The sequence below is a fragment of the Metabacillus dongyingensis genome (genome assembly GCF_019933155.2).
GTDB classification, from domain to species: Bacteria; Bacillota; Bacilli; order Bacillales; family Bacillaceae; genus Bacillus_P; species Bacillus_P dongyingensis.
Genome location: NZ_CP082944.1, coordinates 20,400 through 44,710 on the forward strand (window position 1 = coordinate 20,400; position 24,311 = coordinate 44,710).

General features: G+C 44.1%; 20 protein-coding genes, 3 tRNA genes, 3 rRNA genes, 1 other RNA gene and 1 other annotated feature. Of the genes, 23 read left to right on the forward strand and 4 right to left on the reverse strand.

Annotated features, from left to right (window positions below):
- The first annotated feature begins 128 nt into the window (after positions 1 to 128).
- From K8L98_RS00090 to K8L98_RS00110, 5 genes are all read left to right on the forward strand, one after another.
- Positions 129 to 1,487, forward strand: a complete 1,359-nt coding sequence (locus K8L98_RS00090; protein ID WP_420828809.1) for a D-alanyl-D-alanine carboxypeptidase family protein — start codon at positions 129 to 131, stop codon at positions 1,485 to 1,487.
- 197 nt (positions 1,488 to 1,684) lie between these two features.
- A complete protein-coding gene (gene pdxS / locus K8L98_RS00095; protein WP_223438848.1) occupies positions 1,685 to 2,569 on the forward strand; it encodes a pyridoxal 5'-phosphate synthase lyase subunit PdxS in 885 nt (294 codons plus the stop codon).
- Positions 2,570 to 2,589: 20 nt separating this feature from the next.
- Positions 2,590 to 3,180: a pyridoxal 5'-phosphate synthase glutaminase subunit PdxT gene (gene pdxT, locus K8L98_RS00100; RefSeq protein ID WP_223438849.1), complete on the forward strand. Its 591-nt coding sequence runs from the start codon at positions 2,590 to 2,592 to the stop codon at positions 3,178 to 3,180.
- 56 nt (positions 3,181 to 3,236) lie between these two features.
- Positions 3,237 to 3,455, forward strand: a binding site (T-box leader).
- Positions 3,456 to 3,507: 52 nt separating this feature from the next.
- Positions 3,508 to 4,785: a serine--tRNA ligase gene (gene serS, locus K8L98_RS00105; RefSeq protein ID WP_223438850.1), complete on the forward strand. Its 1,278-nt coding sequence runs from the start codon at positions 3,508 to 3,510 to the stop codon at positions 4,783 to 4,785.
- A gap of 121 nt (positions 4,786 to 4,906) precedes the next feature.
- A tRNA-Ser gene (locus K8L98_RS00110) sits at positions 4,907 to 4,999 on the forward strand.
- 128 nt (positions 5,000 to 5,127) lie between these two features.
- Here the strand turns inward: K8L98_RS00110 and K8L98_RS00115 are convergent.
- Positions 5,128 to 5,796: a deoxynucleoside kinase gene (locus tag K8L98_RS00115; RefSeq protein ID WP_223438851.1), complete on the reverse strand. Its 669-nt coding sequence runs from the start codon at positions 5,794 to 5,796 to the stop codon at positions 5,128 to 5,130.
- The gene (locus K8L98_RS00120) at positions 5,793 to 6,434 is read right to left on the reverse strand and encodes a deoxynucleoside kinase (RefSeq protein WP_223438852.1); all 642 of its coding nucleotides are present in this window, start codon (positions 6,432 to 6,434) and stop codon (positions 5,793 to 5,795) included. Before K8L98_RS00120 ends, K8L98_RS00115 begins: the two co-directional genes overlap by 4 nt.
- A gap of 277 nt (positions 6,435 to 6,711) precedes the next feature.
- Between K8L98_RS00120 and hppD the strand changes: the two genes are divergently transcribed.
- Genes hppD through K8L98_RS00140 form a run of 4 tightly spaced genes read left to right on the forward strand, consistent with a single transcriptional unit; the run spans position 6,712 to position 10,559 of the window.
- On the forward strand, positions 6,712 to 7,827 hold the full coding sequence (hppD, locus tag K8L98_RS00125) for a 4-hydroxyphenylpyruvate dioxygenase (protein WP_223438853.1): 1,116 nt from the start codon (positions 6,712 to 6,714) through the stop codon (positions 7,825 to 7,827).
- Between the two features lie 30 nt (positions 7,828 to 7,857).
- Positions 7,858 to 8,466 (forward strand): flavin reductase family protein, encoded by a 609-nt coding sequence (locus K8L98_RS00130; protein ID WP_223438854.1) that lies wholly within the window; start codon positions 7,858 to 7,860, stop codon positions 8,464 to 8,466.
- A gap of 7 nt (positions 8,467 to 8,473) precedes the next feature.
- Entirely contained in the window at positions 8,474 to 9,403 is a 930-nt protein-coding gene (locus tag K8L98_RS00135) for a fumarylacetoacetate hydrolase family protein (protein ID WP_223438855.1), read from the forward strand.
- A 4-nt stretch (positions 9,404 to 9,407) separates the two neighbouring features.
- Positions 9,408 to 10,559: a homogentisate 1,2-dioxygenase gene (locus K8L98_RS00140; protein WP_223438856.1), complete on the forward strand. Its 1,152-nt coding sequence runs from the start codon at positions 9,408 to 9,410 to the stop codon at positions 10,557 to 10,559.
- A 26-nt stretch (positions 10,560 to 10,585) separates the two neighbouring features.
- Here the strand turns inward: K8L98_RS00140 and K8L98_RS00145 are convergent, their stop codons facing one another.
- Together K8L98_RS00145 and K8L98_RS00150 are read right to left on the reverse strand one after the other, a co-directional pair.
- Positions 10,586 to 11,878: a glycoside hydrolase family 18 protein gene (locus tag K8L98_RS00145; protein WP_223438857.1), complete on the reverse strand. Its 1,293-nt coding sequence runs from the start codon at positions 11,876 to 11,878 to the stop codon at positions 10,586 to 10,588.
- A gap of 68 nt (positions 11,879 to 11,946) precedes the next feature.
- Positions 11,947 to 12,492, reverse strand: a complete 546-nt coding sequence (locus tag K8L98_RS00150) for a cysteine hydrolase family protein (protein ID WP_223438858.1) — start codon at positions 12,490 to 12,492, stop codon at positions 11,947 to 11,949.
- Between the two features lie 65 nt (positions 12,493 to 12,557).
- Between K8L98_RS00150 and tadA the strand changes: the two genes are divergently transcribed.
- The 14 genes from tadA to K8L98_RS00220 all read left to right on the forward strand — a co-directional run bounded on the left by tadA (position 12,558) and on the right by K8L98_RS00220 (position 24,306).
- Entirely contained in the window at positions 12,558 to 13,049 is a 492-nt protein-coding gene (gene tadA / locus K8L98_RS00155) for a tRNA adenosine(34) deaminase TadA (protein ID WP_223438859.1), read from the forward strand.
- Between the two features lie 85 nt (positions 13,050 to 13,134).
- Positions 13,135 to 13,400: signal recognition particle sRNA large type (gene ffs / locus K8L98_RS00160), an RNA gene on the forward strand.
- Between the two features lie 272 nt (positions 13,401 to 13,672).
- Positions 13,673 to 15,370, forward strand: a complete 1,698-nt coding sequence (dnaX, locus tag K8L98_RS00165) for a DNA polymerase III subunit gamma/tau (protein ID WP_223438860.1) — start codon at positions 13,673 to 13,675, stop codon at positions 15,368 to 15,370.
- A gap of 18 nt (positions 15,371 to 15,388) precedes the next feature.
- On the forward strand, positions 15,389 to 15,715 hold the full coding sequence (locus tag K8L98_RS00170; protein ID WP_223438861.1) for a YbaB/EbfC family nucleoid-associated protein: 327 nt from the start codon (positions 15,389 to 15,391) through the stop codon (positions 15,713 to 15,715).
- A gap of 10 nt (positions 15,716 to 15,725) precedes the next feature.
- Complete coding sequence (gene recR, locus K8L98_RS00175) at positions 15,726 to 16,322, forward strand: recombination mediator RecR (protein ID WP_070875719.1); 597 nt, start codon at positions 15,726 to 15,728, stop codon at positions 16,320 to 16,322.
- A 29-nt stretch (positions 16,323 to 16,351) separates the two neighbouring features.
- Positions 16,352 to 16,573, forward strand: a complete 222-nt coding sequence (locus K8L98_RS00180; RefSeq protein ID WP_223438862.1) for a YaaL family protein — start codon at positions 16,352 to 16,354, stop codon at positions 16,571 to 16,573.
- A gap of 64 nt (positions 16,574 to 16,637) precedes the next feature.
- Complete coding sequence (locus K8L98_RS00185) at positions 16,638 to 16,904, forward strand: pro-sigmaK processing inhibitor BofA family protein (protein ID WP_223438863.1); 267 nt, start codon at positions 16,638 to 16,640, stop codon at positions 16,902 to 16,904.
- A 257-nt stretch (positions 16,905 to 17,161) separates the two neighbouring features.
- Positions 17,162 to 18,699: ribosomal RNA gene (locus tag K8L98_RS00190) — 16S ribosomal RNA — on the forward strand.
- Positions 18,700 to 18,857: 158 nt separating this feature from the next.
- Positions 18,858 to 18,934, forward strand: a tRNA-Ile gene (locus K8L98_RS00195).
- Positions 18,935 to 18,950: 16 nt separating this feature from the next.
- Positions 18,951 to 19,026 (forward strand) — tRNA-Ala (locus K8L98_RS00200).
- 149 nt (positions 19,027 to 19,175) lie between these two features.
- Positions 19,176 to 22,106 (forward strand): 23S ribosomal RNA (locus tag K8L98_RS00205).
- Positions 22,107 to 22,192: 86 nt separating this feature from the next.
- A 5S ribosomal RNA gene (gene rrf / locus K8L98_RS00210) occupies positions 22,193 to 22,308 on the forward strand.
- Together the 16S, 23S and 5S rRNA genes with 2 tRNA genes alongside form the textbook arrangement of a ribosomal RNA operon.
- Before the next feature lie 286 nt (positions 22,309 to 22,594).
- Positions 22,595 to 22,798: a sigma factor G inhibitor Gin gene (locus K8L98_RS00215; RefSeq protein WP_223438864.1), complete on the forward strand. Its 204-nt coding sequence runs from the start codon at positions 22,595 to 22,597 to the stop codon at positions 22,796 to 22,798.
- An 83-nt stretch (positions 22,799 to 22,881) separates the two neighbouring features.
- Positions 22,882 to 24,306 carry an aminotransferase class I/II-fold pyridoxal phosphate-dependent enzyme gene (locus tag K8L98_RS00220; protein ID WP_223438865.1) on the forward strand — a complete coding sequence of 475 codons (1,425 nt, stop codon included), beginning with the start codon at positions 22,882 to 22,884 and terminating at the stop codon, positions 24,304 to 24,306.
- Positions 24,307 to 24,311 lie beyond the last annotated feature (5 nt).

Genomic DNA, 24,311 nt, shown 5'->3' on the forward strand with positions numbered 1-24,311 from the left:
CTTTAGGACAGAGTCTCAGACTCTGTCTATTTTTTTTGACCATAGTGTGATAAAATCGATTTTGTTGTTTGTAACTCATGTCAATAATTGAATATAAAAATAGATGAAAAACGGTGGAGGTTATGAATTTGAGCAACATGAAGTTAAAGCGTCTGCTGTCCGTTCTGTTTGCTGCTGTTCTGGCGATAACAGTTGTTTTGCCGGCATCACAGACATCTGCGGCAGAAAATGATGCAGTTGGAGTCAATGCAAAAGGTGCAATTTTAGTAGAAGCGTCTACAGGTAAAATTTTATACGGGAAAAATGCAGACGATCTGCTGCCGATTGCAAGTATGGCTAAAATTATGACAGAATACTTGGTTCTTGAAGCAGTCGATAAAGGAAAAATCAAATGGGATCAAACTTACACTCCAAGTGAGTATGTATATAAAATTTCCCAAAACCGCGGACTTTCCAACGTTCCATTACGAAAAGACGGTACATACAATGTAAAAGAGCTTTATGAAGCGATGAGCATTTATTCTGCAAACGGAGCAGCTATTGCATTAGCAGAAATCGTTTCAGGATCTGAGTCTAATTTCGTAAAATTAATGAATGAAAAGGCAAAAGATCTTGGTCTTAAAAACTTCGAATTTGTGAACTCCACAGGTTTAGAAAATGGAGATCTTGCAGGAATGCATCCGGATGGAACGACAGCAGATGCTGAAAATAAAATGTCAGCGCGGGATATGGCGCTGCTTTCTCAAAAATTAATTAACGACTACCCGGAAGTTTTGGACACAGCAAGTACTCCGAGAAAAGTATTCAGAGAAGGCACAGAAGATGCAATCAAGATGGATAACTGGAACTGGATGCTTGAAGGCCTGCTATTTGAAACCGAAGGTGTAGATGGTTTAAAAACAGGTTCTACTAAATCAGCAGGTTCTTCTTTTACAGCAACTGCTGAACGAAATGGCATGAGGGTTATAACTGTAGTATTAAACGCAGCAAGTGATGACGGCAGCCTGCACACTCCTCGTTTTAAAGAAACGAAAAAAATGATTGATTATGCATATAACAATTTCAAGATGGAAGAAATCTATCCTGAAAACTATCAAATCAAAAATAAATCTGACCTCTCTGTTGTGAAAGGGAAAGAAAAAGAAGTAGCAGTAGCAACAAAAGAACCGCTTAATCTTGTTGTTAAAAATGGTGAAAAAGAATCATATGAGCCAAGCTACGTTTTTGATCAAAAGAAGGTCAATGCAGACAATGAAGTACAAGCCCCTGTCAAAAAAGGCGAGAAAATCGGCTATATGACAGTTAAGTACACAGGAAAAGGCCAAGACCTGGGCTTCTTAGAAGAAAAAAGCGACGCCAATGTTGATATCATAACAAAAAGCGGTGTTGAAAAAGCCAATTGGTTTGTATTATCCATGAGAGGCATCGGCGGATTCTTCGGAAGTCTTTGGGGAACAGTGACAGACACTGTCACAGGCTGGTTTTAATTGAAAAAAGACTTACTCGAGATGAGTAAGTCTTTTTTACATAAATGGATATATTTAGAATTGATAGATGGCTCCGCTTTTCTTTGATTGAATTGTTTTAATTATCTCTTTAATTTTGATAGGATTTTTTTATAACTTAGGATAGAATAAGCTATATGTGCAAAATGAAATTTTACATATTACAAGGGGGATATAGAATGAATAACACAGGTACAGATCGTGTAAAACGCGGAATGGCAGAAATGCAAAAAGGCGGCGTCATTATGGACGTAGTCAATGCAGAGCAAGCAAAGATCGCTGAGGAAGCTGGAGCAGTTGCTGTTATGGCACTTGAGCGCGTTCCTGCTGACATTCGTGCAGCTGGCGGAGTTGCCCGTATGGCAGATCCTACAATTGTTGAAGAAGTGATGAAGGCTGTAACGGTTCCAGTTATGGCAAAAGCACGTATTGGCCACATTGTTGAAGCCCGCATTTTAGAAGCGATGGGTGTCGATTACATTGATGAAAGTGAAGTGCTGACTCCGGCTGATGAGGAGTACCACTTAAATAAACGTGATTATACAGTTCCATTTGTTTGCGGATGCCGTGATTTAGGCGAAGCTACTAGACGTATTGCAGAGGGCGCTTCTATGCTCCGTACAAAAGGCGAGCCTGGTACAGGAAATATCGTTGAGGCTGTTCGCCACATGCGTAAAGTAAATGGCCAAGTGCGCAGAATCATTGGAATGAGCACGGATGAACTGATGACAGAAGCGAAGCTGTTAGGCGCGCCTTATGAGCTTCTTCTTCAAATCAAGCATGAGGGACGCCTTCCGGTTGTAAACTTCGCAGCAGGCGGCGTAGCAACTCCTGCTGATGCTGCTCTAATGATGCAATTAGGCGCAGACGGAGTATTCGTAGGTTCAGGTATCTTCAAGTCTGAAAACCCGGCAAAATTTGCTCGAGCGATTGTTGAAGCAACAACTCACTATCAGGACTATGAGCTGATTGCAAGTCTTTCAAAGGGACTTGGAACAGCAATGAAAGGCATTGAGATCTCAACATTGCTTCCTGAGAACAGAATGCAAGAGCGCGGCTGGTAATCATAAAGGAGTAGAATACAATGCTTAAAATTGGTGTATTAGGCCTTCAAGGTGCTGTAAGAGAGCACATTCGATCAATAGAGGCTAGCGGTGCAGAAGGAGTCGTTGTGAAACGTCCTGAGCAGCTGGATGAACTGGATGGACTTATTATGCCAGGCGGAGAAAGCACGACAATGCGCCGCCTGATTGATAAATATGACTTCATGAATCCGCTGAAAACTTTCGCTGAACAGGGAAAACCGATGTTTGGAACCTGTGCCGGCTTAATTCTTCTTGCTAAGAACATTGTTGGATACAGTGAAGGACATCTTGGCCTAATGGATGTTACGGTTGAAAGAAATTCATTTGGGCGTCAGCGCGAAAGCTTTGAAGCAGAATTGAACATTACAGATGTTGCTGAAGATTTCGTTGGTGTGTTTATCAGGGCTCCTCATATTGTGGAAGTTGGAGAAGATGTGGAGATTTTGTCTAAGCATAACGGGAGAATTGTTGCAGCGCGTCAAGGACAGTTCCTGGGCTGCTCGTTTCATCCTGAATTAACGGATGATCACCGGATGACTGGGCTGTTTGTACGTATGGTGGAAAACACAAAAGCAAAGTTAAGTGTATAAAACCCTTGCAACCGTCCCAAACTTGTAGTAAATTATGAATTACTTAATTGAACATGCGAAACATGATGACAGGAAATAGTAGCAAGTGTTTCTTTCTTAGAGAGCCGGTGGCTGGTGTAAATCGGTGTTAGAGCCTTGTGAATCCATCCTTGAATGAGATGTTGAAATCCTCGGAGAGTATACATGTCCGGTACAGGCCGTTATCCTGCTTAAGAGGAAGGCGTTTTATTTGCCTTCAATTAGGGTGGCAACGCGGATAAACTTCCGTCCCTTTACCAGGGGACGGAAGTTTTTTTATTTGCAAAAAAACATAAAAGGAGTTTTGTCATGCTGGATATTAAATATTTGCGCGCTAACTTTGAAGAAGTAAAAGAGAAACTGTCTCATCGCGGAGAGGATTTAGGCGACTTCAGCAAGTTTGAGGAACTGGATCAAAAACGCCGTGAACTGATTTCAAAAGTAGAAGTATTTAAAAGCAAGCGAAACGAAGTTTCAGGTCAAATTGCTGTGTTAAAACGTGAAAAACAGGATGCTGATCATTTAATAAAAGAAATGCGTGAAGTTGGGGACCGTGTGAAAGAAATGGACGATGAGCTTCGCAAGGTTGAGGCAGAGCTTGAAACGTTAATGCTGTCTATTCCAAATATTCCCCATGAAAGTGTGCCGGTAGGCGAGACGGAAGATGACAATATTCTTCACCGCGAATGGGGAGAAGTTCCTGCATTTGCATATGAACCAAAGCCTCACTGGGATGTTGCCGATCACCTTGGGATTTTAGATTTTGAACGTGCAGGTAAAGTAACCGGCAGCCGATTTGTTTTCTACCGCGGTTTAGGTGCCCGTCTCGAGCGTGCTCTTATCAGTTTTATGCTTGATTTGCATATCGATGAGCACGGTTATACAGAAGTGCTGCCTCCGTATATCGTAAACCGTGACAGCATGACAGGAACAGGCCAGCTGCCTAAATTCGAAGAAGATGCATTTAAAATTGCGGGTGAAGATTACTTTTTAATTCCTACAGCTGAAGTGCCAGTAACCAACATGCACCGTGAAGAGATCCTCTCTATTGATCAGCTTCCGGTCAACTATGCAGCATACAGCTCTTGCTTCCGTTCTGAGGCTGGTTCTGCAGGAAGAGATACTAGAGGATTAATCCGCCAGCATCAATTTAATAAAGTAGAGCTTGTGAAATTTGTTAAGCCGGAAGATTCTTATGATGAGCTTGAAAAACTGACAGGACATGCAGAGAAAGTTCTTCAGCTGCTGGGTCTTCCTTATCGTGTGCTTAGAATGTGTACAGCTGACCTTGGATTCACTGCAGCAAAGAAATATGACATTGAAGTATGGATACCGAGCCAGGAAACGTACCGAGAAATATCTTCTTGCAGTAACTTTGAGGCTTTCCAGGCGCGCCGCGCAGGAATCCGTTTCAGACGTGAACCAAAAGGTAAACCTGAATTTGTTCATACATTGAATGGATCTGGTCTTGCGATTGGCAGAACTGTTGCCGCGATTCTTGAGAATTATCAGCAGGAAGATGGAACAGTCGTTATTCCTGAAGTCTTGCGTCCATATATGGGGAATAGAGAAGTCATTTCACGATAATAATAAGCTTTTAAGAAGGGGCCAAAATCCGTTTTGTCCCCTTCTTAAATTTTTTCAAAAAAGTTTTTTAGAATTGTTGACAAGCATATTTTAGATATGCTATATTAATTCTTGTCAGTACGGAGGTATACCCAAGTCTGGCTGAAGGGATCGGTCTTGAAAACCGACAGGGGGGTCAAACCCCGCGGGGGTTCGAATCCCTCTACCTCCTCCATTTTACATATAAAATCCAATGTTTAGCGCATAAAGATTGGAGATTGATAAAACCTGCGGCAGATTCTGCTGCAGGTTTTTTGTATATCTTTTTTTGCTGGATACAAAAAAAATAACCGATTAAACCGGTTATTTTTTAAGTAATCTTGTCTGCTCTATAAAATGGGCTACGCGCTCAACAATTGGTTCAATAGAACCTTTGTTTGCCATAATGTCATAATCGTTAATGTTGAGGCGCAAGACAGGACATGCATTAAAATTATTAATCCAATCTTCATAGCGGCGGTGCATCTCTTCCCAATAAGCAATTGGTGTCTGCTGCTCCATCGGACGGCCTCGTTCTTTGATGCGGGATAAAATATCCTCAAGGCTGCCTTCTAAGTAAATCAAAAGGTCAGGATGAGGGAAGTAAGGTGTCATGACCATCGCATCGAATAAATTCGTGTATGTTTCATAATCCACTTCTGTCATCGTGCCTTTTTCATAATGCATTTTGGCAAAAATCCCAGTATCTTCATAGATTGACCGATCCTGAATAAAACCTCCGCCGTATTCAAAAATCCGCTTTTGCTCTTTAAATCTTTCAGCAAGGAAGTAGATTTGCAGATGAAAGCTCCATCTTTCAAAATCTGCGTAAAATTTATCAAGATAGGGGTTTGTATCTACTTTTTCAAATGAGGTGCGGAAATTCAATGCATTTGCAAGTGCATTTGTCATTGTCGATTTTCCGACACCGACCGTTCCTGCAATGGTAATGACGGCGTTGTGAGGAATGCTGTATTTCTCTCTCAAATTCATTTTTTAGTAACTCCTTCATGTAAAGATTCATCCAGGCGTTTAAATATATAGGTTAAATCTCTTTCGTTTTGTACAAAATCAAGCTCATCTCCGCTGAATCTCAGAACTGGGATGGAGGGGTGCTCTTTTTCCCACTGTGACATGGCCACTTCGTAGTCCTCCGATAACTGCTTTAAATAGCCGGGATCGATATTTTTTTCGATCTCTCTCCCGCGCATATCAATGCGGTTAAGCAAGGTATCAAGACTTGCATTCAAGTAAATGATCAAGTTTGGCTTTGGCATGTCGCTTGTTAAAATCGAATAAATATCAAGGTATTTATCGTATTGTTCTTTTTTAAGAGTGCGCTTTGCGAAAATAAGATTTTTATAAATATGATAATCTGCCACAACAGGCTGACTCTTTTTCAAAAATAACTGAGCAATATCTTCAAGCTGTTTATATCGATTACACAGGAAGAACATCTCTGTTTGAAAACTCCACTCTTCAATGTTTTCATAAAATTTGCCGAGAAACGGATTCTCATCAACGATCTCTTTAAGCAAATGAAATTGATAGTGTTCTGCTATCGCTCTTGCAAGCGAAGTTTTCCCAACACCAATCGGTCCTTCCACGGTAATAAACGGTACACCATTCATCACGGGTCCTCCTACGCAAAAAAATCTATCAAAACAGACAAATTTTATTGTATCACAGTGGCAATATGAAAAGAGTAAGGTTTTAACGAAAAAGAAAAGTTTCCAATTATCCTCTCATAGCAGCGAGAGTTTTATGCGGATGCACCAGAGCGTGATCTAAGGTTACATCATTGCAGAAAAGCGTTCTAGCTTTACTCAGCACTCTTGATTCCATCTCTTCTTTTTCCGTATGATGGATTCTGAATAGTAATAATATTCATAAAATGGAGGGATTTATATGCGTGAGGAAACAGCAGCGAAGGACAGTCAGGTTGAAGATTTTTTCCCGGTTAAAGATGTTGACTATCTGGAAATGTATTCAGGCAATGCCAAGCAGTCAGCTCACTATTTTTGTACTGCCTTCGGTTTTAAAATTGTCGCCTATTCAGGACTTGAGACAGGGAACAGGGAAACCGTATCCTATGTGCTTCAGCAGCAGAAGGTACGCTTGGTTATTACAGGTTCTTTAAATGACACCTCACGTGTAGCTGAATTCGTCAAGAAGCACGGGGACGGGGTAAGAGATATCGCTTTAGTCGTGGATAATGTTGAAAAGGCTTACAATGAAGCTGTTTTCAGAGGAGCCATTGCCATTACTCCGCCATTTGAACTGAAGGATGAACATGGTGCGGTAAAAAAAGCCGTAATCGGTACATACGGAGACACCATTCATTCTCTAATAGAGAGAAAAGAATACAAGGGCGCATTTATGCCGGGTTTTGAAGCGGCCGAAATGAAGATTCCTTATACAGAAGCAGGAATCATCGGCGTTGACCATGTTGTAGGAAATGTAGAGAGTATGCAGGAATGGGTTTCCTATTATGAGAAAGTGATGGGTTTTAAAGAAATGCGACATTTTACAGATTCGGATATCAGTACAGAATATTCATCTCTTATGTCGAAGGTTATGCATAATGGAGGCCGGATTAAATTTCCTATTAATGAGCCGGCAGAAGGAAAACGCAAATCGCAAATTCAGGAATACCTGGAGTTCTTCAATGGTCCAGGCGTGCAGCATCTTGCTATTTTAACAGAGGATATCGTCTCTACAGTTGCAATTTTAAAGAAAAATGGCGTGGAATTTCTGAATACCCCTGAGACTTATTATGAAACACTAAGTGAACGTGTCGGAGATATTGATGAAGAGATTGATAAGCTGAAAGAACTTAACATTCTGGTGGACCGTGACGATGAAGGGTATTTGCTGCAGATATTCACCAAGCCGATTGTCGATCGTCCCACAGTCTTTATAGAAGTGATTCAGAGAAAAGGAGCGAAAGGCTTCGGTGACGGAAACTTTAAAGCGCTTTTTGAATCAATCGAACGGGAGCAGGAGCGACGAGGTAATTTATAAGGACTTAATCCTGAAAGCAAGGTGATAAAGATGGATGTAAAGCCAGAGTCGCTTCACTGGAAAGACGCTTATAAATTAATGATTGGCTCGATCCTGCCAAGGCCAATCGCCTTCGTATCGACTATTGATGAAAAAGGAGCGGTAAACTTGGCTCCTTTCAGCTTTTTTACCGCAATCTCTGCTGAACCGATGATGATTTGTTTCTCTCCTATGAGAAAAGGGACGGATGGATCTAAAAAGGATACTCTCCTCAACATTGAAAAAACGAAGGAATTTGTCATCAACATTGTGAGTGAACAAATAGCGGAACAAATGAATCGCTGTGCAGGCGATTTTGATCCGGAGGTGGATGAATTTGTTCAAAGCGGGCTGACGAAGGAGAAAAGCAAGTCAGTTGTCCCGCCTCGTGTGAAAGAAAGCCTGGTTCACCTGGAATGCGAGCTGCATGATGTCTTGCATTTTGGAGAGAAAGCGGGATCAGGCAGTCTTGTCATCGGCAAGGTAAAGCACATCCATGTTGATGATGCTCTTTTCTATGAAGGGAAAATTGACTCTGAACAACTAAAGCCGATCGGACGTCTTGCCGGGCACATGTATACAAAACCGATGACTGATACGTTTGAGATCATAAGAAGGTGAAATCATTATGAAGTTTGTGACATTTCAAACCCCGTCCAGCAGGCAGGCTGCGGGATGGCTTCAAGGGCATGATCTGGTGATTGATATGAACGCTGTAAGCCGGGGGTTCTTGCCTGGATCCATTCAAGAATTTTTAACAGAGCATGAACGATACCTCTCATATATTCATGAAATGAACCTGTTTGAAGAGGGGGATATGGGAGTTTATCGGCTTTCAGAGGTGAGACTGTCCTCACCTCTTCCAAGGCCGGTAAGCATTCGCGATTTTTATGCATTTGAGGAGCATGTGAAAACCGCCCGACAGAAAAGAGGGCTTGATGTCATTTCAGAATGGTATCAATTTCCTGTGTTTTATTTTACAAATCACCTGGCTGTGAAAGGTCCGGAGGAAAAGATTGAAGTTCCTCCAGGCTGTCAGGCTCTTGATTATGAACTTGAGATTGCCTGTGTTATAGGGAAGGAGGGGCGTGACATCCCTGCAAGTGAAGCAGAAGAGTACATTTTTGGGTACTGCATCATGAATGACTGGAGTGCGCGTGATCTTCAAAGAGAAGAAATGAAAGTTGGTCTTGGGCCGGCAAAAGGAAAGGATTTCGCAACATCGCTTGGACCATACCTCGTTTCAAAAGAAGAGCTTCATCCATATAAGACAGGAGATCGGTATGATTTAAAGATGACAGCGGCTGTTAATGGAAAAGTGATATCGAAAGGGAATTTAAAAGATATTTATTATCCTTTTTCGGAGATGATTGAAAGGGCTTCTTCAGGTGTCACCTTATATCCGGGAGAAGTGATTGGCTCAGGAACAGTCGGAACCGGATGTATTTTAGAGCTAGGGGAAGAGGTGCATCGTTATTTAAGGCCGGGAGATGAGGTCGAATTAACGATTGAAGGTCTGGGCTTATTGAAAAATAAAATTGCAGCCAAAAGCAGGTGAGAGAATGTATTATCGCACGTTAGGCAAAATTCCGCATAAGAGACATACGATGTTTAAAAAAGAAGACGGAAGCCTATACCGGGAGCAGGTTATGGGAACGAAGGGGTTTTCAGGTACACAATCCATTCTGTATCATCACTACATGCCTACAGAGGTAGCAAAGTCAGAGCTTCTTCATTCCTATCTCCCTGAATATGAACAGATGGATTCCTTGAGACACAGGCATTTCTTTACGGATGCTCTGCAAACTGAAGGGGATGCTATTGAGGCTAGAGAGTATATCCTGGGAAATGATGATCTCTTAATAGGCGTGGTTCTTGTGAAAAAAACGATGGAGTCCTATTACAGAAACGGTGATGGAGATGAATTGCTCTTTATTCATTTTGGCAATGGAAAGATTGAGACGATGTTCGGTGTCATCACATACCGGCCAGGAGATTACATCAACATACCGATAGGCACAATCTATCGTGTCGTGCCAAAAGCCGAAACAAAAATCCTTTTCATAGAATCGTTCAGCCAGATCACTACACCTAAACGATACCGAAATGAATACGGCCAGCTTTTAGAGCATAGCCCGTTCTGTGAAAGAGATTTCCGGGGTCCTGAACAGCTTCTGACAGTAGAATCCCGAGGCGAGTTTGAGGTTTTGACAAAATCCAGGGGATATATGCATAAGCATACCTTTAACCACCATCCCTTCGATGTAGCGGGATGGGACGGCTACTTGTATCCATGGGCTTTTAATATCGAGGATTTTGAACCGATAACAGGAAGGATTCATCAGCCGCCGCCTGTTCATCAAACATTTGAAGGCCACAATTTTGTTGTCTGCTCATTCGTGCCTAGAATGTACGATTATCATCCCGAGTCGATTCCGGCGCCGTATTATCACAGCAATGTAAACAGTGATGAGCTTCTTTACTATGTAGAAGGAAATTTTATGAGCCGAAAAGGAATCAAAAAAGGATCCATCACCCTTCATCCAAGCGGAATTCCGCATGGTCCTCATCCTGGAAAAACGGAAGCGAGCATCGGGAAAAAAGAGACGCTTGAACTCGCGGTAATGATTGATACGTTTCGTCCGCTCCGAATTGTGAAAAAGGCCAAAGAAATTGAAGATGCCAATTATATGTATACTTGGACCGAAAAATAAGAAAAGCAGCCTGATAGGGCTGCTTTTTATGTTGGCGTTTTTACTACATCAAAGTTGTCGGCAATCAATAACCAGTTTTGCGGGAAAGAGAGCCCGAGCTTCCAATAGCTCATGCCTCTCAGCTTTAATTCTTTCATTAAATCAAATTTGGCCTGAATGGAACGGGCATCCTCAAACCAGACTTCATGTTCTCTCCCTTCCTTATCGCGGTAATTGAAGTGTGGAGCTTGGGCTTTCATATCATATTGAATGGAGACATTGTACTCACTTGCTAAGCGGATTGCCTGCTGCGGGCTGATGGCTTTTGCAAATTCTCCTCCGGGCTTAAACGGCAGGGTCCAGTCGTATCCGTATAAATTCTGCCCCATCATGACTTTATTTGCCGGTATTTCTGACAGGGTGTACTCGAGGACCTCCCTAACCGGTCCAATCGGGGATACTGCCATTGGCGGTCCGCCGCTATAGCCCCACTCGTAAGTCATCACCACTACAAAATCGACAATTTCGCCATGTGCTTTATAATCATGCGCCTCGTACCATTTCCCTTTTTGATCTGCGCTTGTTTTAGGGGCCAGAGCTGTAGAAATGAGCCAGCCTTCTTTTTTAAAACGGGCTTTTGCTTTTCTTAAGAAACGATTATAGGCTTCTCTGTCGACCGGCCTTAAATACTCCATATCAAAATGGATATCGCGGAATCCATATTTTTTTGCGGTTTCAACAATGTTATTCAGAAGTTTGTTCTGAACATCCTGATTTGTTAAGATGATTCGGCCGATTTCGTCACTGAAGCCTTCATCATCTAAATTCGTCACTATCATCATTAATGTGACTCTATTGTTTTTGGCGATATTAGGAAAGTCATTTAAGAGCGGCTCATCTAGAGTGCCATCCTTTTGAATGCGGAAGCTGAACGGACCTAGGTAAGTTAAATAAGGCGCTGCTTCCCGTGCACTTTCCACCAGATTAGGACTTACCTGATTTCCGGAAGGTTCAATATAAGCGTTGAATTCTGCTTTTTGTTTTGGACGGTCGGGAATATAAAGTCTGAACCCAATTTGCAGCGGGCTATTAATCGAGATTTGATTTACTTCAGATAATTCCTTTGGAGTTGAACCGTATCTTCTGCTGATAGACCACAATGTATCTCCAGGCTGCACCCAATAAAATCGCCCTTTTATCGGAATGACGATTGTCTGGCCGATAACAAGCTGGCCTGGATTGGGAATTTCATTTGTCCGGATGATCTCTTCAGCGGTTGTACTGTAAGCTTGGGCTATCCCGTATAAAGTTTGTCCTTCTCGGACAATATGTATCTGCATATTGATTCCCCTCACTCATTCGTCATAATCTCTCTGTTACATCTTATGAAGGAACAAGCGGGAGCATGTTATATTTTTATTTGGCGGGAATCGCCTATATCTGCCTGAAGGACATTTTTCATCATGCGAAGAGCGTATTCATTGTCATGTTTATCATTTGAAGCAATGCAGTCAGATGGAACGGAGAGTTTATATCCCCGCATATAGGCATCATTAGCGGAAAAAAGAACACAGATGTTTCCGGCTATTCCCGTCAAAATTAGATGCTGCACTTCAAGATTGTCCAGAAGCATGTTTAAGGCAGTTCCATAAAAGGCAGAATGCATGGGTTTGATTAAGAAAAAATCCGTATCATCAGGATAGAGCTGTTCAATGATTGGCCTGCTCAGTTCATTTGTGCATTTTTCAGAAATCTTTTGAAAATCAGCCTGCCATAATTTATAATGATCATTTATATAAATGATGGGACGTTTTTTCTTCTGCATTTTCTTTTTTAATGAGAAAATGTTCTCAGAAACTTGTTTAGCCTCATCAGCCAAAACTTCACCATGCTTAAATTTAAAATTATTAATCATATCAATAATGAGCAGGGCACAGTTATCTTTTTTATCCAAGGCGTCATCTCTCCTTTATAAAGATTAGCTTGTGTCATAATGAAATAATCTATAAGGAGTACATTATGGATAAGGACACGTTATATATGGAACTTGCAATAAAAGAAGCTCTGAAAGCAAAGGCAATCGGCGAAGTTCCAATAGGTGCGGTCATCGTACATAACGATGAAGTAGTTGGATCCGGATACAATCTAAGAGAAAGTGAGCAAAGGTCAATTGCCCATGCAGAAATGATTGCGATTGATCAGGCGTGCGCCTCAATGGGTACTTGGAGACTTGAGGATGCGACGCTTTACGTAACCCTTGAGCCCTGTCCGATGTGTGCAGGGGCAATAGTGCTTTCAAGAGTGAAAAGAGTGGTTTACGGGGCTGCAGATCCGAAAGGCGGATGTGCAGGAACACTGATGAATCTTCTGGATGAAAAAAGATTTAACCACCAGGTTGAAGTAGCTAAAGGAATCCTTGAGGAAGAATGCGGGTTAATGCTCAGCGATTTTTTCAGGGATCTTAGAAAGCAAAAGAAAGCAGAAAAAGCTTCTTCAAAAAATTTACAGTAGTTGGATATTGCATTTTTTTCGAAAAGCTTATATACTAGGTTATGCGTCGTACTAAACGGCGCACCTTAACTAGGTATCAATTTTGCCGTGCTAAGCGGGGAGGTAGCGGTGCCCTGTACTCGCAATCCGCTCTAGCGAGGCCGAATCCCTTTCCCGAGGTTAGCTGTCTGTAGGGCCTGCCTTAAGTAAGTGGTGTTGACGTCTGGGTCCTGCGCAATGGGAATCCATGAACCATGTCAGGTCCGGAAGGAAGCAGCATTAAGTGGAACCTCTCATGTGCCGCAGGGTTGCCTGGGCCGAGCTAACTGCTTAAGTAACGCTTATGGACACTAATCGACGGAAGGTGCACGGCAGTTTAATTTATAATGAACAAACCCATCCTCTTGCAGGGTGGGTTTTTTATTTGTTTAGGAATTTATAAAATTCAAAAGGCTGCGGGGGTAAAATAAAGGTATCCTCGTCCAGATCCTGCACTTAGATCCCCGTTCAGAACGAATCAGACCAGGATGCCTGCGCTTTTGATCTTTGCAAAAAAGGCTGTCTGAAATTAGTCCTTGTCTCCTTTGTAAAATACTAATTCCTTAAGGTATAATAGAAGGGATGAATTTGAAGGAGGGCGTTATGTGAGTTACCAAGCTTTATACCGTGTTTGGCGGCCGCAGCAATTTCATGATGTCGTAGGTCAAGAACATATTACAAGAACGCTTCAAAATGCCCTGCTGCAAGAAAAATTCTCGCATGCCTATCTTTTTTCCGGACCAAGAGGAACTGGAAAAACTAGTGCTGCCAAGATTTTTGCGAAAACAGTCAATTGTGAAAAAGCTCCGGTTGCAGAACCGTGCAATGAATGTTCTGCTTGCCTTGGCATCACAGATGGTTCCATTTCCGATGTGATTGAAATAGATGCTGCTTCAAATAATGGAGTAGATGAAATACGGGATATACGTGATAAAGTAAAATATGCGCCGTCTTCGGTGAGCTATAAAGTTTATATCGTTGATGAAGTGCACATGCTCTCCATAGGAGCGTTCAATGCCTTGTTAAAAACGCTTGAAGAACCGCCTAAGCATGTCATCTTTATATTAGCCACTACAGAACCTCACAAAATACCGCTGACGATTATCTCCAGGTGCCAGAGATTCGATTTTAAACGAATAACAGCGGCAGCTATTGTCGGGAGAATGCAGGAAATCATTGAAGATCAGGAGATAGAAGCAGATACTGCTGCGCTTCAGGTCATTGCAAGTGCAGCGGACGGCGGTATGCGTGATGCCCTGAGTTTGCTCGATCAGGCTATTTCCTTCAGTGATGAAACTGTGACATTAGACGATGCACTGCTGATAACGGGATCAGTCTCACAGGCGATGATAGGTGAATTAATCCATGCTATGTTCAATAAAGACGTATCTGTAGCTCTGCAGGCTTTAGATGAGCTGATGAATCAGGGAAAGGATGCATCGAAACTTGTAGAAGACTTTATCTACTATTACAGAGATCTGCTGCTGTATCAAACGGCGCCGCAGCTTGAGGAAGTATTAGAGCGGGTTACAGTTGATGAACTGTTTGTGGAATTATCTAAACAGATGCCTCCCGATACAATCTACCATGCTATAGATGTCCTGAACAAAAGCCAGCAGGAAATGAAATGGACAAATCACCCCCGTATATTCCTTGAGGTGGCAATTGTAAAGCTATCCGAGCATGAGGCAAAAGCTGTTCAATCTGGCCAAAGTGAAAACCATGCTGAGCTTGAAGCGACAGTGAAGAAACTTGCAAATGAATTAGAACTCCTGAAAAAACAGGGAGTCACAATCAGCGGACAGCAAGCGCCGCAAAATGAACAAAAGGCGCCAAAAGCCGTCCGAAGCGGGTACAAGGTGCCTGCAGGCCGGATTCAGGAAATCCTGAAAGACGCAACGAAACAAAACCTGGCAGCCATAAAGAGCCGCTGGGGAGAGCTGCTTGATTATCTGCGCAGGCAAAACAAAGTATCTCATGCAGCGCTTCTGACAGACAGTGAACCGGTAGCTGCATCAGAAACTGCTTTTGTGTTAAAGTTTAAATATGAAATCCATTGTAAAATGGTAGCGGACAACAACAATCAGGTTCGCAGCAATATGGAAGCCATTCTTTTAGAATTAACGGGACGAAACATGGAAATGGTTGGCGTTCCAGAACAAGAATGGGGTAAAATAAGAGAAGATTACATACGTGATCAGCGTCAGAATGATGACGGCGATTCCCCTGAAGAAGACGAAGATCCGCTCATAGCTGAAGCAAAAAAACTAGTGGGTACAGATCTCATTGAAATAAAAGATTAATATTGGAGGAGATTTATTATGAACCGTGGCGGAATGGGCAACATGCAAAAAATGATGAAACAAATGCAGAAAATGCAGAAAGACATGGCCAAAGCACAAGAAGAACTGGCTGAAAAAACAATCGAAGGAACAGCTGGCGGCGGTATGGTTGTTGTTACAATTAATGGAAATAAAGAAGTGGTTGATGTAAACATTAAAGAGGAAGTTGTAGATCCGGAAGATATCGATATGCTTCAAGATTTAGTTCTTGCTGCTACAAATGACGCTCTGAAGAAAATGGATGAGCTCACAAACGATACAATGGGTAAATTTACAAAAGGCATGAACTTGCCAGGCATGTTCTAGGAGGAATGGAATGCATTATCCTGAACCGATATCAAAGCTGATTGACAGCTTTATGAAACTGCCAGGAATTGGCCCGAAGACGGCCGTTCGTCTGGCTTTTTTTGTACTGAATATGAAAGAAGACGTTGTGCTGGATTTTGCAAAGGCCTTGGTCAATGCCAAAAGAAATCTTACGTACTGTTCTGTATGCGGTCATATTACAGATCAGGATCCCTGCTATATATGTGAAGACCAAAGAAGAGATAAAACCGTCATTTGTGTCGTTCAGGACCCAAAAGACGTTATCGCAATGGAAAAAATGAAAGAGTATTCAGGGCTGTATCATGTGCTTCAAGGAGCAATCTCACCGATGGATGGTATCGGACCTGAGGATATCAAGATTCCTGAACTGCTGAAAAGGCTTCAAGACGACACAGTGCAGGAAATCATACTCGCTACCAATCCTAACATTGAAGGTGAAGCAACCGCGATGTATATCTCCAGACTTTTAAAGCCGACAGGGATCAAAATGACGCGAATAGCACATGGGCTTCCTGTAGGCGGAGATCTGGAATATGCGGATGAAGTAACTTTATCAAAAGCTCTGGAAGGAAGACGGGAGCTTTAATATCGGGATGCCGGAGAGGGGAAGTATCTTTGTTTTTTCGCAGAAAAGGCTGGCTTAGAAAAGAATATGATCAGCTGCTGGTTGATGACCTCCTTTTTATGAAAGATGAATGGAATCGGCAAAAACAGCTTGTTGATAAAAGTGTGGAGCCGTCTCCTGAAATACTGTATGAATTAAAAGTGGCTCAATCAAAATATTTCTTCTTATTAAGAGAAGCAAAAAAGAGAAATATTACGATCGGCAGAAAATAGCTTGTTCTATTTTCACCAGGCTTTCATAGATATTTAGAAAGTAATGATGAAAGTGAGTGGTGGAATGGAACCCGTCTACGTTTTTTCCATTCTCGGAGGAATCATAATCCTGCTGCTTGTTGCAGGCGCCCCGCTCAAGTCAATGCGCTGGGCTGGCCAAGTGCTTGTGAAAGTTGTAATAGGTGCATTATTTTTATTTTTCATTAATGCATTTGGTACAAGCATAGGCCTGCACATCCCCATTAATCTGACGACTGCGGGTATTTCTGGATTGCTTGGTTTGCCGGGTGTTGCTGCATTAATTATTATAAAAATGGTTATCTTATCTTAGAACAGGCGGCTTGTTTCGCTTGTTCTAATTTTTTTGTTGACACGTTTTGTAGCGGGTGGTATATTAATAGACGTCGCTGATGACGTTAAATAAAACTTTTCAAAAAAGTTGTTGACGGAACAGAGAGATAAATGGTATATTAAAGGGGTCGCTTCGAGAGAATGCGACACAATAAGTTCTTTGAAAACTAAACAAAACCAAAAGCGTACCAAACGTTTTAATTTTTTGAAGTCAGCAACAAATTGAGTCACAAATTTTCTTCGGAGAGTTTGATCCTGGCTCAGGACGAACGCTGGCGGCGTGCCTAATACATGCAAGTCGAGCGGACCTCTTCGGAGGTCAGCGGCGGACGGGTGAGTAACACGTGGGCAACCTGCCTGTAAGACTGGGATAACTCCGGGAAACCGGAGCTAATACCGGATAGTATCTTGAACCGCATGGTTCAAGTTGGAAAGACGGTTTCGGCTGTCACTTACAGATGGGCCCGCGGCGCATTAGCTAGTTGGTGAGGTAATGGCTCACCAAGGCAACGATGCGTAGCCGACCTGAGAGGGTGATCGGCCACACTGGGACTGAGACACGGCCCAGACTCCTACGGGAGGCAGCAGTAGGGAATCTTCCGCAATGGACGAAAGTCTGACGGAGCAACGCCGCGTGAGTGATGAAGGTTTTCGGATCGTAAAACTCTGTTGTTAGGGAAGAACAAGTGCGAGAGTAACTGCTCGCACCTTGACGGTACCTAACCAGAAAGCCACGGCTAACTACGTGCCAGCAGCCGCGGTAATACGTAGGTGGCAAGCGTTGTCCGGAATTATTGGGCGTAAAGCGCGCGCAGGCGGTTTCTTAAGTCTGATGTGAAAGCCCCCGGCTCAACCGGGGAGGGTCATTGGAAACTGGGAAACTTGAGTGCAGAAGAGGAGAGTGGAATTCCACGTGTAGCGGTGAAATGCGTAGAGATGTGGAGGAACACCAGTGGCGAAGGCGACTCTCTGGTCTGTAACTGACGCTGAGGCGCGAAAGCGTGGGGAGCGAACAGGATTAGATACCCTGGTAGTCCACGCCGTAAACGATGAGTGCTAAGTGTTAGAGGGTTTCCGCCCTTTAGTGCTGCAGCTAACGCATTAAGCACTCCGCCTGGGGAGTACGGTCGCAAGACTGAAACTCAAAGGAATTGACGGGGGCCCGCACAAGCGGTGGAGCATGTGGTTTAATTCGAAGCAACGCGAAGAACCTTACCAGGTCTTGACATCCTTTGCCACTTCTAGAGATAGAAGGTTCCCCTTCGGGGGACAAAGTGACAGGTGGTGCATGGTTGTCGTCAGCTCGTGTCGTGAGATGTTGGGTTAAGTCCCGCAACGAGCGCAACCCTTGATCTTAGTTGCCAGCATTCAGTTGGGCACTCTAAGGTGACTGCCGGTGACAAACCGGAGGAAGGTGGGGATGACGTCAAATCATCATGCCCCTTATGACCTGGGCTACACACGTGCTACAATGGATGGTACAAAGGGCTGCGAGACCGCGAGGTTTAGCCAATCCCATAAAACCATTCTCAGTTCGGATTGCAGGCTGCAACTCGCCTGCATGAAGCTGGAATCGCTAGTAATCGCGGATCAGCATGCCGCGGTGAATACGTTCCCGGGCCTTGTACACACCGCCCGTCACACCACGAGAGTTTGCAACACCCGAAGTCGGTGGGGTAACCGCAAGGAGCCAGCCGCCTAAGGTGGGGTAGATGATTGGGGTGAAGTCGTAACAAGGTAGCCGTATCGGAAGGTGCGGCTGGATCACCTCCTTTCTAAGGAAGATATGAGGACGCTTTTGGTTTTTGTTTAGTTTTGAGAGAACTTTGTTCCCTCTAAGTGAATAGCGAGTTTACTTTAGTAGTAAGCGAGGAATCATTTGCGCGTACTTTTTTGTACGTCAAAAATATTCTTTTATTCACACTTGTGAGATGGGCCTATAGCTCAGCTGGTTAGAGCGCACGCCTGATAAGCGTGAGGTCGATGGTTCGAGTCCATTTAGGCCCACCATCTCTTAAATTCATATGGGGCCTTAGCTCAGCTGGGAGAGCGCCTGCCTTGCACGCAGGAGGTCAGCGGTTCGATCCCGCTAGGCTCCACCAAGAAGTTGTTCTTTGAAAACTAGATAACGTAATTGATAACAAGTAATTCACTGAGATTTACGCTTACCATAATTAGTGATTTTCTAGACATTTATGTCTAAACAAACAACGAAATGCGAAACACATCTTATGATGCGGTTGACCATTTAGGTTAAGTTATGAAGGGCGCACGGTGGATGCCTTGGCACTAGGAGCCGATGAAGGACGGGACTAACACCGATATGCTTTGGGGAGCTGTAAGTAAGCTTTGATCCAGAGATTTCCGAATGGGGAAACCCACTGTTCGTAATGGAACAGTATCTTTATCTGAATACATAGGATAATGAAGGCAGACCCGGGGAACTGAAACATCTAAGTACCCGGAGGAAGAGAAAGCAAACGCGATTTCCCAAGTAGCGGCGAGCGAAACGGAATTAGCCCAAACCAAGAGGCTTGCCTCTTGGGGTTGTAGGACACTCTATACGGAGTTACAAAGGAACGGGGTAGATGAAGCGACCTGGAAAGGTCCGTCAGAGAAGGTAATAACCCTGTAGTCGAAACTTCGTTCCCTCCAGAGTGGATCCTGAGTACGGCGGGACACGAGAAATCCCGTCGGAAGCAGGGAGGACCATCTCCCAAGGCTAAATACTCCCTAGTGACCGATAGTGAACCAGTACCGTGAGGGAAAGGTGAAAAGCACCCCGGAAGGGGAGTGAAAAGATCCTGAAACCGTGTGCTTACAAGTAGTCAGAGCCCGTTAATGGGTGATGGCGTGCCTTTTGTAGAATGAACCGGCGAGTTACGATCCCGTGCAAGGTTAAGTTGATGAGACGGAGCCGCAGCGAAAGCGAGTCTGAATAGGGCGTTTTAGTACGTGGTCGTAGACCCGAAACCAGGTGATCTACCCATGTCCAGGGTGAAGTTCAGGTAACACTGAATGGAGGCCCGAACCCACGCACGTTGAAAAGTGCGGGGATGAGGTGTGGGTAGCGGAGAAATTCCAATCGAACCTGGAGATAGCTGGTTCTCTCCGAAATAGCTTTAGGGCTAGCCTCAAGTATGAGAGTCTTGGAGGTAGAGCACTGATTGGACTAGGGGCCCTCATCGGGTTACCGAATTCAGTCAAACTCCGAATGCCAAAGACTTGCTCCTTGGGAGTCAGACTGCGAGTGATAAGATCCGTAGTCAAGAGGGAAACAGCCCAGACCACCAGCTAAGGTCCCAAAGTATACGTTAAGTGGAAAAGGATGTGGAGTTGCTTAGACAACCAGGATGTTGGCTTAGAAGCAGCCACCATTTAAAGAGTGCGTAATAGCTCACTGGTCGAGTGACTCTGCGCCGAAAATGTACCGGGGCTAAACGTATCACCGAAGCTGTGGACTGTTCTTACGAACAGTGGTAGGAGAGCGTTCTAAGGGCGTTGAAGCTAGACCGTAAGGACTGGTGGAGCGCTTAGAAGTGAGAATGCCGGTATGAGTAGCGAAAGAGGGGTGAGAATCCCCTCCACCGAATGCCTAAGGTTTCCTGAGGAAGGCTCGTCCGCTCAGGGTTAGTCGGGACCTAAGCCGAGGCCGAAAGGCGTAGGCGATGGACAACAGGTTGATATTCCTGTACCACCTCCTCACCATTTGAGCAATGGGGGGACGCAGGAGGATAGGGCAAGCGCGCTGTTGGATATGCGCGTCCAAGCAGTTAGGCTGAGAAGTAGGCAAATCCGCTTCTCACATAAGGCTGAGCTGTGATGGCGAGGGAAATTTAGTACCGAAGTTCCTGATTCCACACTGCCAAGAAAAGCCTCTAGCGAGGTGAGAGGTGCCCGTACCGCAAACCGACACAGGTAGGCGAGGAGAGAATCCTAAGGTGAGCGAGAGAACTCTCGTTAAGGAACTCGGCAAAATGACCCCGTAACTTCGGGAGAAGGGGTGCTTTTTAGGGTTCATAGCCCTGAAAAGCCGCAGTGAATAGGCCCAGGCGACTGTTTAGCAAAAACACAGGTCTCTGCGAAGCCGCAAGGCGAAGTATAGGGGCTGACGCCTGCCCGGTGCTGGAAGGTTAAGAGGAGAGGTTAGCGCAAGCGAAGCTTTGAATTGAAGCCCCAGTAAACGGCGGCCGTAACTATAACGGTCCTAAGGTAGCGAAATTCCTTGTCGGGTAAGTTCCGACCCGCACGAAAGGCGTAACGATCTGGGCACTGTCTCAACGAGAGACTCGGTGAAATTATAGTACCTGTGAAGATGCAGGTTACCCGCGACAGGACGGAAAGACCCCGTGGAGCTTTACTGTAGCCTGATATTGAATTTTGGTACAGCTTGTACAGGATAGGTAGGAGCCTTGGAAGCCGGAGCGCCAGCTTCGGTGGAGGCATTGGTGGGATACTACCCTTGCTGTATTGAAATTCTAACCCACAGCCCTGATCGGGCTGGGAGACAGTGTCAGGTGGGCAGTTTGACTGGGGCGGTCGCCTCCTAAAATGTAACGGAGGCGCCCAAAGGTTCCCTCAGAATGGTTGGAAATCATTCGCAGAGTGTAAAGGCACAAGGGAGCTTGACTGCGAGACCTACAAGTCGAGCAGGGACGAAAGTCGGGCTTAGTGATCCGGTGGTTCCGCATGGAAGGGCCATCGCTCAACGGATAAAAGCTACCCCGGGGATAACAGGCTTATCTCCCCCAAGAGTCCACATCGACGGGGAGGTTTGGCACCTCGATGTCGGCTCATCGCATCCTGGGGCTGTAGTCGGTCCCAAGGGTTGGGCTGTTCGCCCATTAAAGCGGTACGCGAGCTGGGTTCAGAACGTCGTGAGACAGTTCGGTCCCTATCCGTCGTGGGCGCAGGAAATTTGAGAGGAGCTGTCCTTAGTACGAGAGGACCGGGATGGACGCACCGCTGGTGTACCAGTTGTCTTGCCAAAGGCATCGCTGGGTAGCTATGTGCGGAAGGGATAAGTGCTGAAAGCATCTAAGCATGAAGCCCCCCTCAAGATGAGATTTCCCATCACGCAAGTGAGTAAGAACCCTGAAAGATGATCAGGTTGATAGGTCTGAGGTGGAAGCGCGGTGACGTGTGGAGCTGACAGATACTAATCGTTCGAGGACTTAACCACAGTCTAATAAAGTGTAAAACCTGAGTGAAACTTGTTATCATACGTTATTTAGTTTTGAAAGAATAACTCTTTCTAATTGCATATTGTCTGGTGATGATGGCAAAGAGGTCACACCCGTTCCCATGCCGAACACGGAAGTTAAGCTCTTTAGCGCCGATGGTAGTTGGGGGTTTCCCCCTGTGAGAGTAGGACGTTGCCAGGCACGCAAAAAAAAGAACAGCAGAGATGCTGTTCTTTTTTGTATGGAAAAAGAGATAAAATGGCCTTTTTCTTGCTGCCCTTGGTAAATGAATCTTTTAAGAAGCAGACAAAGCAACAGCCAAAACATCAGCTGCCGCCATCTTTAATAAATCGTCTGCCCAGATATTTTTTTGTAGACATACACGATTTATGAACACCATCATACAATTAGAGAGGGTAAGATAATTCGAAATTTTGTATACAAAATTTGATCTGTGGCAAAACTGTTTGTATGGAGGTGGAGAGCATTGAATTCGGAAGACTTAAAGAAACCGGCTGGGGAAACGTGTATTATATGTGATACGGAAAAAGCGAAGGGAATTCATCTCTATACAAGCTTTGTTTGTACAGATTGCGAGATTGATATGATTCAGACAGAAACAGAAGACCCTAAATATAAATATTTTATTGATAAGCTGCGGAGAGTGAAAACGCCGCCGCTCTACTCTTAAGCTGCCTTGTCAGGCAGCTTTTTCTATTGACCTACTACTGATATAATAACGGTAATACATGATAAAGGACGGTTTTTGTTTAGATGGATACTCCACTGTATTCAGCCTTAAAAAGGCATGCGATGAAAAGCCCGGTTTCGTTTCATGTACCCGGGCATAAATATGGAAAGATTTTTTCTCAAGAGGCAAGAGATGATTTTGAAAAGATTTTAAAGTTAGATGCGACGGAGATCACAGGATTGGATGATCTTCATGATCCAGGCGGTCCGATTGCAGAGGCTCAGGAGCTTGCTGCAGCTCTATATAAGGCAGATAAAACATTCTTTTTAGTAAACGGTTCAACTTCAGGAAATATCGCAATGATTATGGCTTGCTGTGAGAGAGATAAGCCGGTTTTAGTCCAGCGGAACAGTCATAAATCCATTATTAATGGAATCAGACTTGCAGGAGCCTGTCCAGTGTTTCTGGCGCCGAAATTTGATGAAGAATTGATGGTGCCTTCTTATGTGCCTCATGAAACCATTGCTGAAGCTATAAATGAATATCCAGATGCATCAGCTTTAATATTAACGAGTCCGAATTATTATGGTCTGGCTTGTGACCTGCAAGGTGCAATAAAGCTTGCCCATGAAAAGAACATCCCTGTTTTGGTGGATGAAGCGCATGGTGCCCATTTTATACTGGGGGATCCTTTCCCGCAATCAGCATTAGAGGCTGGTGCAGATGTTGTTGTGCACTCTGCCCATAAAACATTGCCGGCAATGACAATGGGTTCCTTTTTGCATGTGAATGGCAAATTGGCAAATGTAAACCGTATAGGACACTATCTATCCATTTTACAGAGCAGCAGTCCATCATATCCAATCATGGCCTCATTGGACTTAGCAAGAGCTTATTTACAGGGTTTAACATCTGCAGAGGCAGTTGATTCCATCGCTGACGCAATAAACTCTTTTGAAAATACGATTATGGAAATAGATGAGCTGTGCATTGTCCGTTCCAATGACAGGAAGGCAAGTACAGATCCGCTTAAACTTACGATTAAGTCAACTGCAGGAATGACTGGTTTTGAGCTTCAGAGTCACTTAGAGGCTTCTGGCATCTATACGGAGCTTGCAGACCTCCAGAATGTATTGCTCGTTTTGCCGTTAGCAAGTAAGATCGCGCCTGAATTTGGGTATACCACTATAAAGGGTACTTTCGCTTTAAAAAACGAGCTGAATCCTCTAATGTTCCAAAATGGCACCAGTCCTATCAGTATGCCCCTATCCAATCATCAGTTAAATGGGTATAGTAGAGAGGTTGTATCTTTTAAAGATGCGGCTGGCTTATTAAGCGCAGATGCTGTTATCCCATATCCGCCGGGAATCCCTCTTTTAATGGAGGGAGAAAGAATCACGAAGGAACATATCATCCAAATACAGGTGCTGATTCAAGGCGGTGCGAGGTTTCAGGGAAGCAGGGCACTGACAGAAGAAAAGCTTGCAGTTTATATAAAGAAAAGGTGATTGTA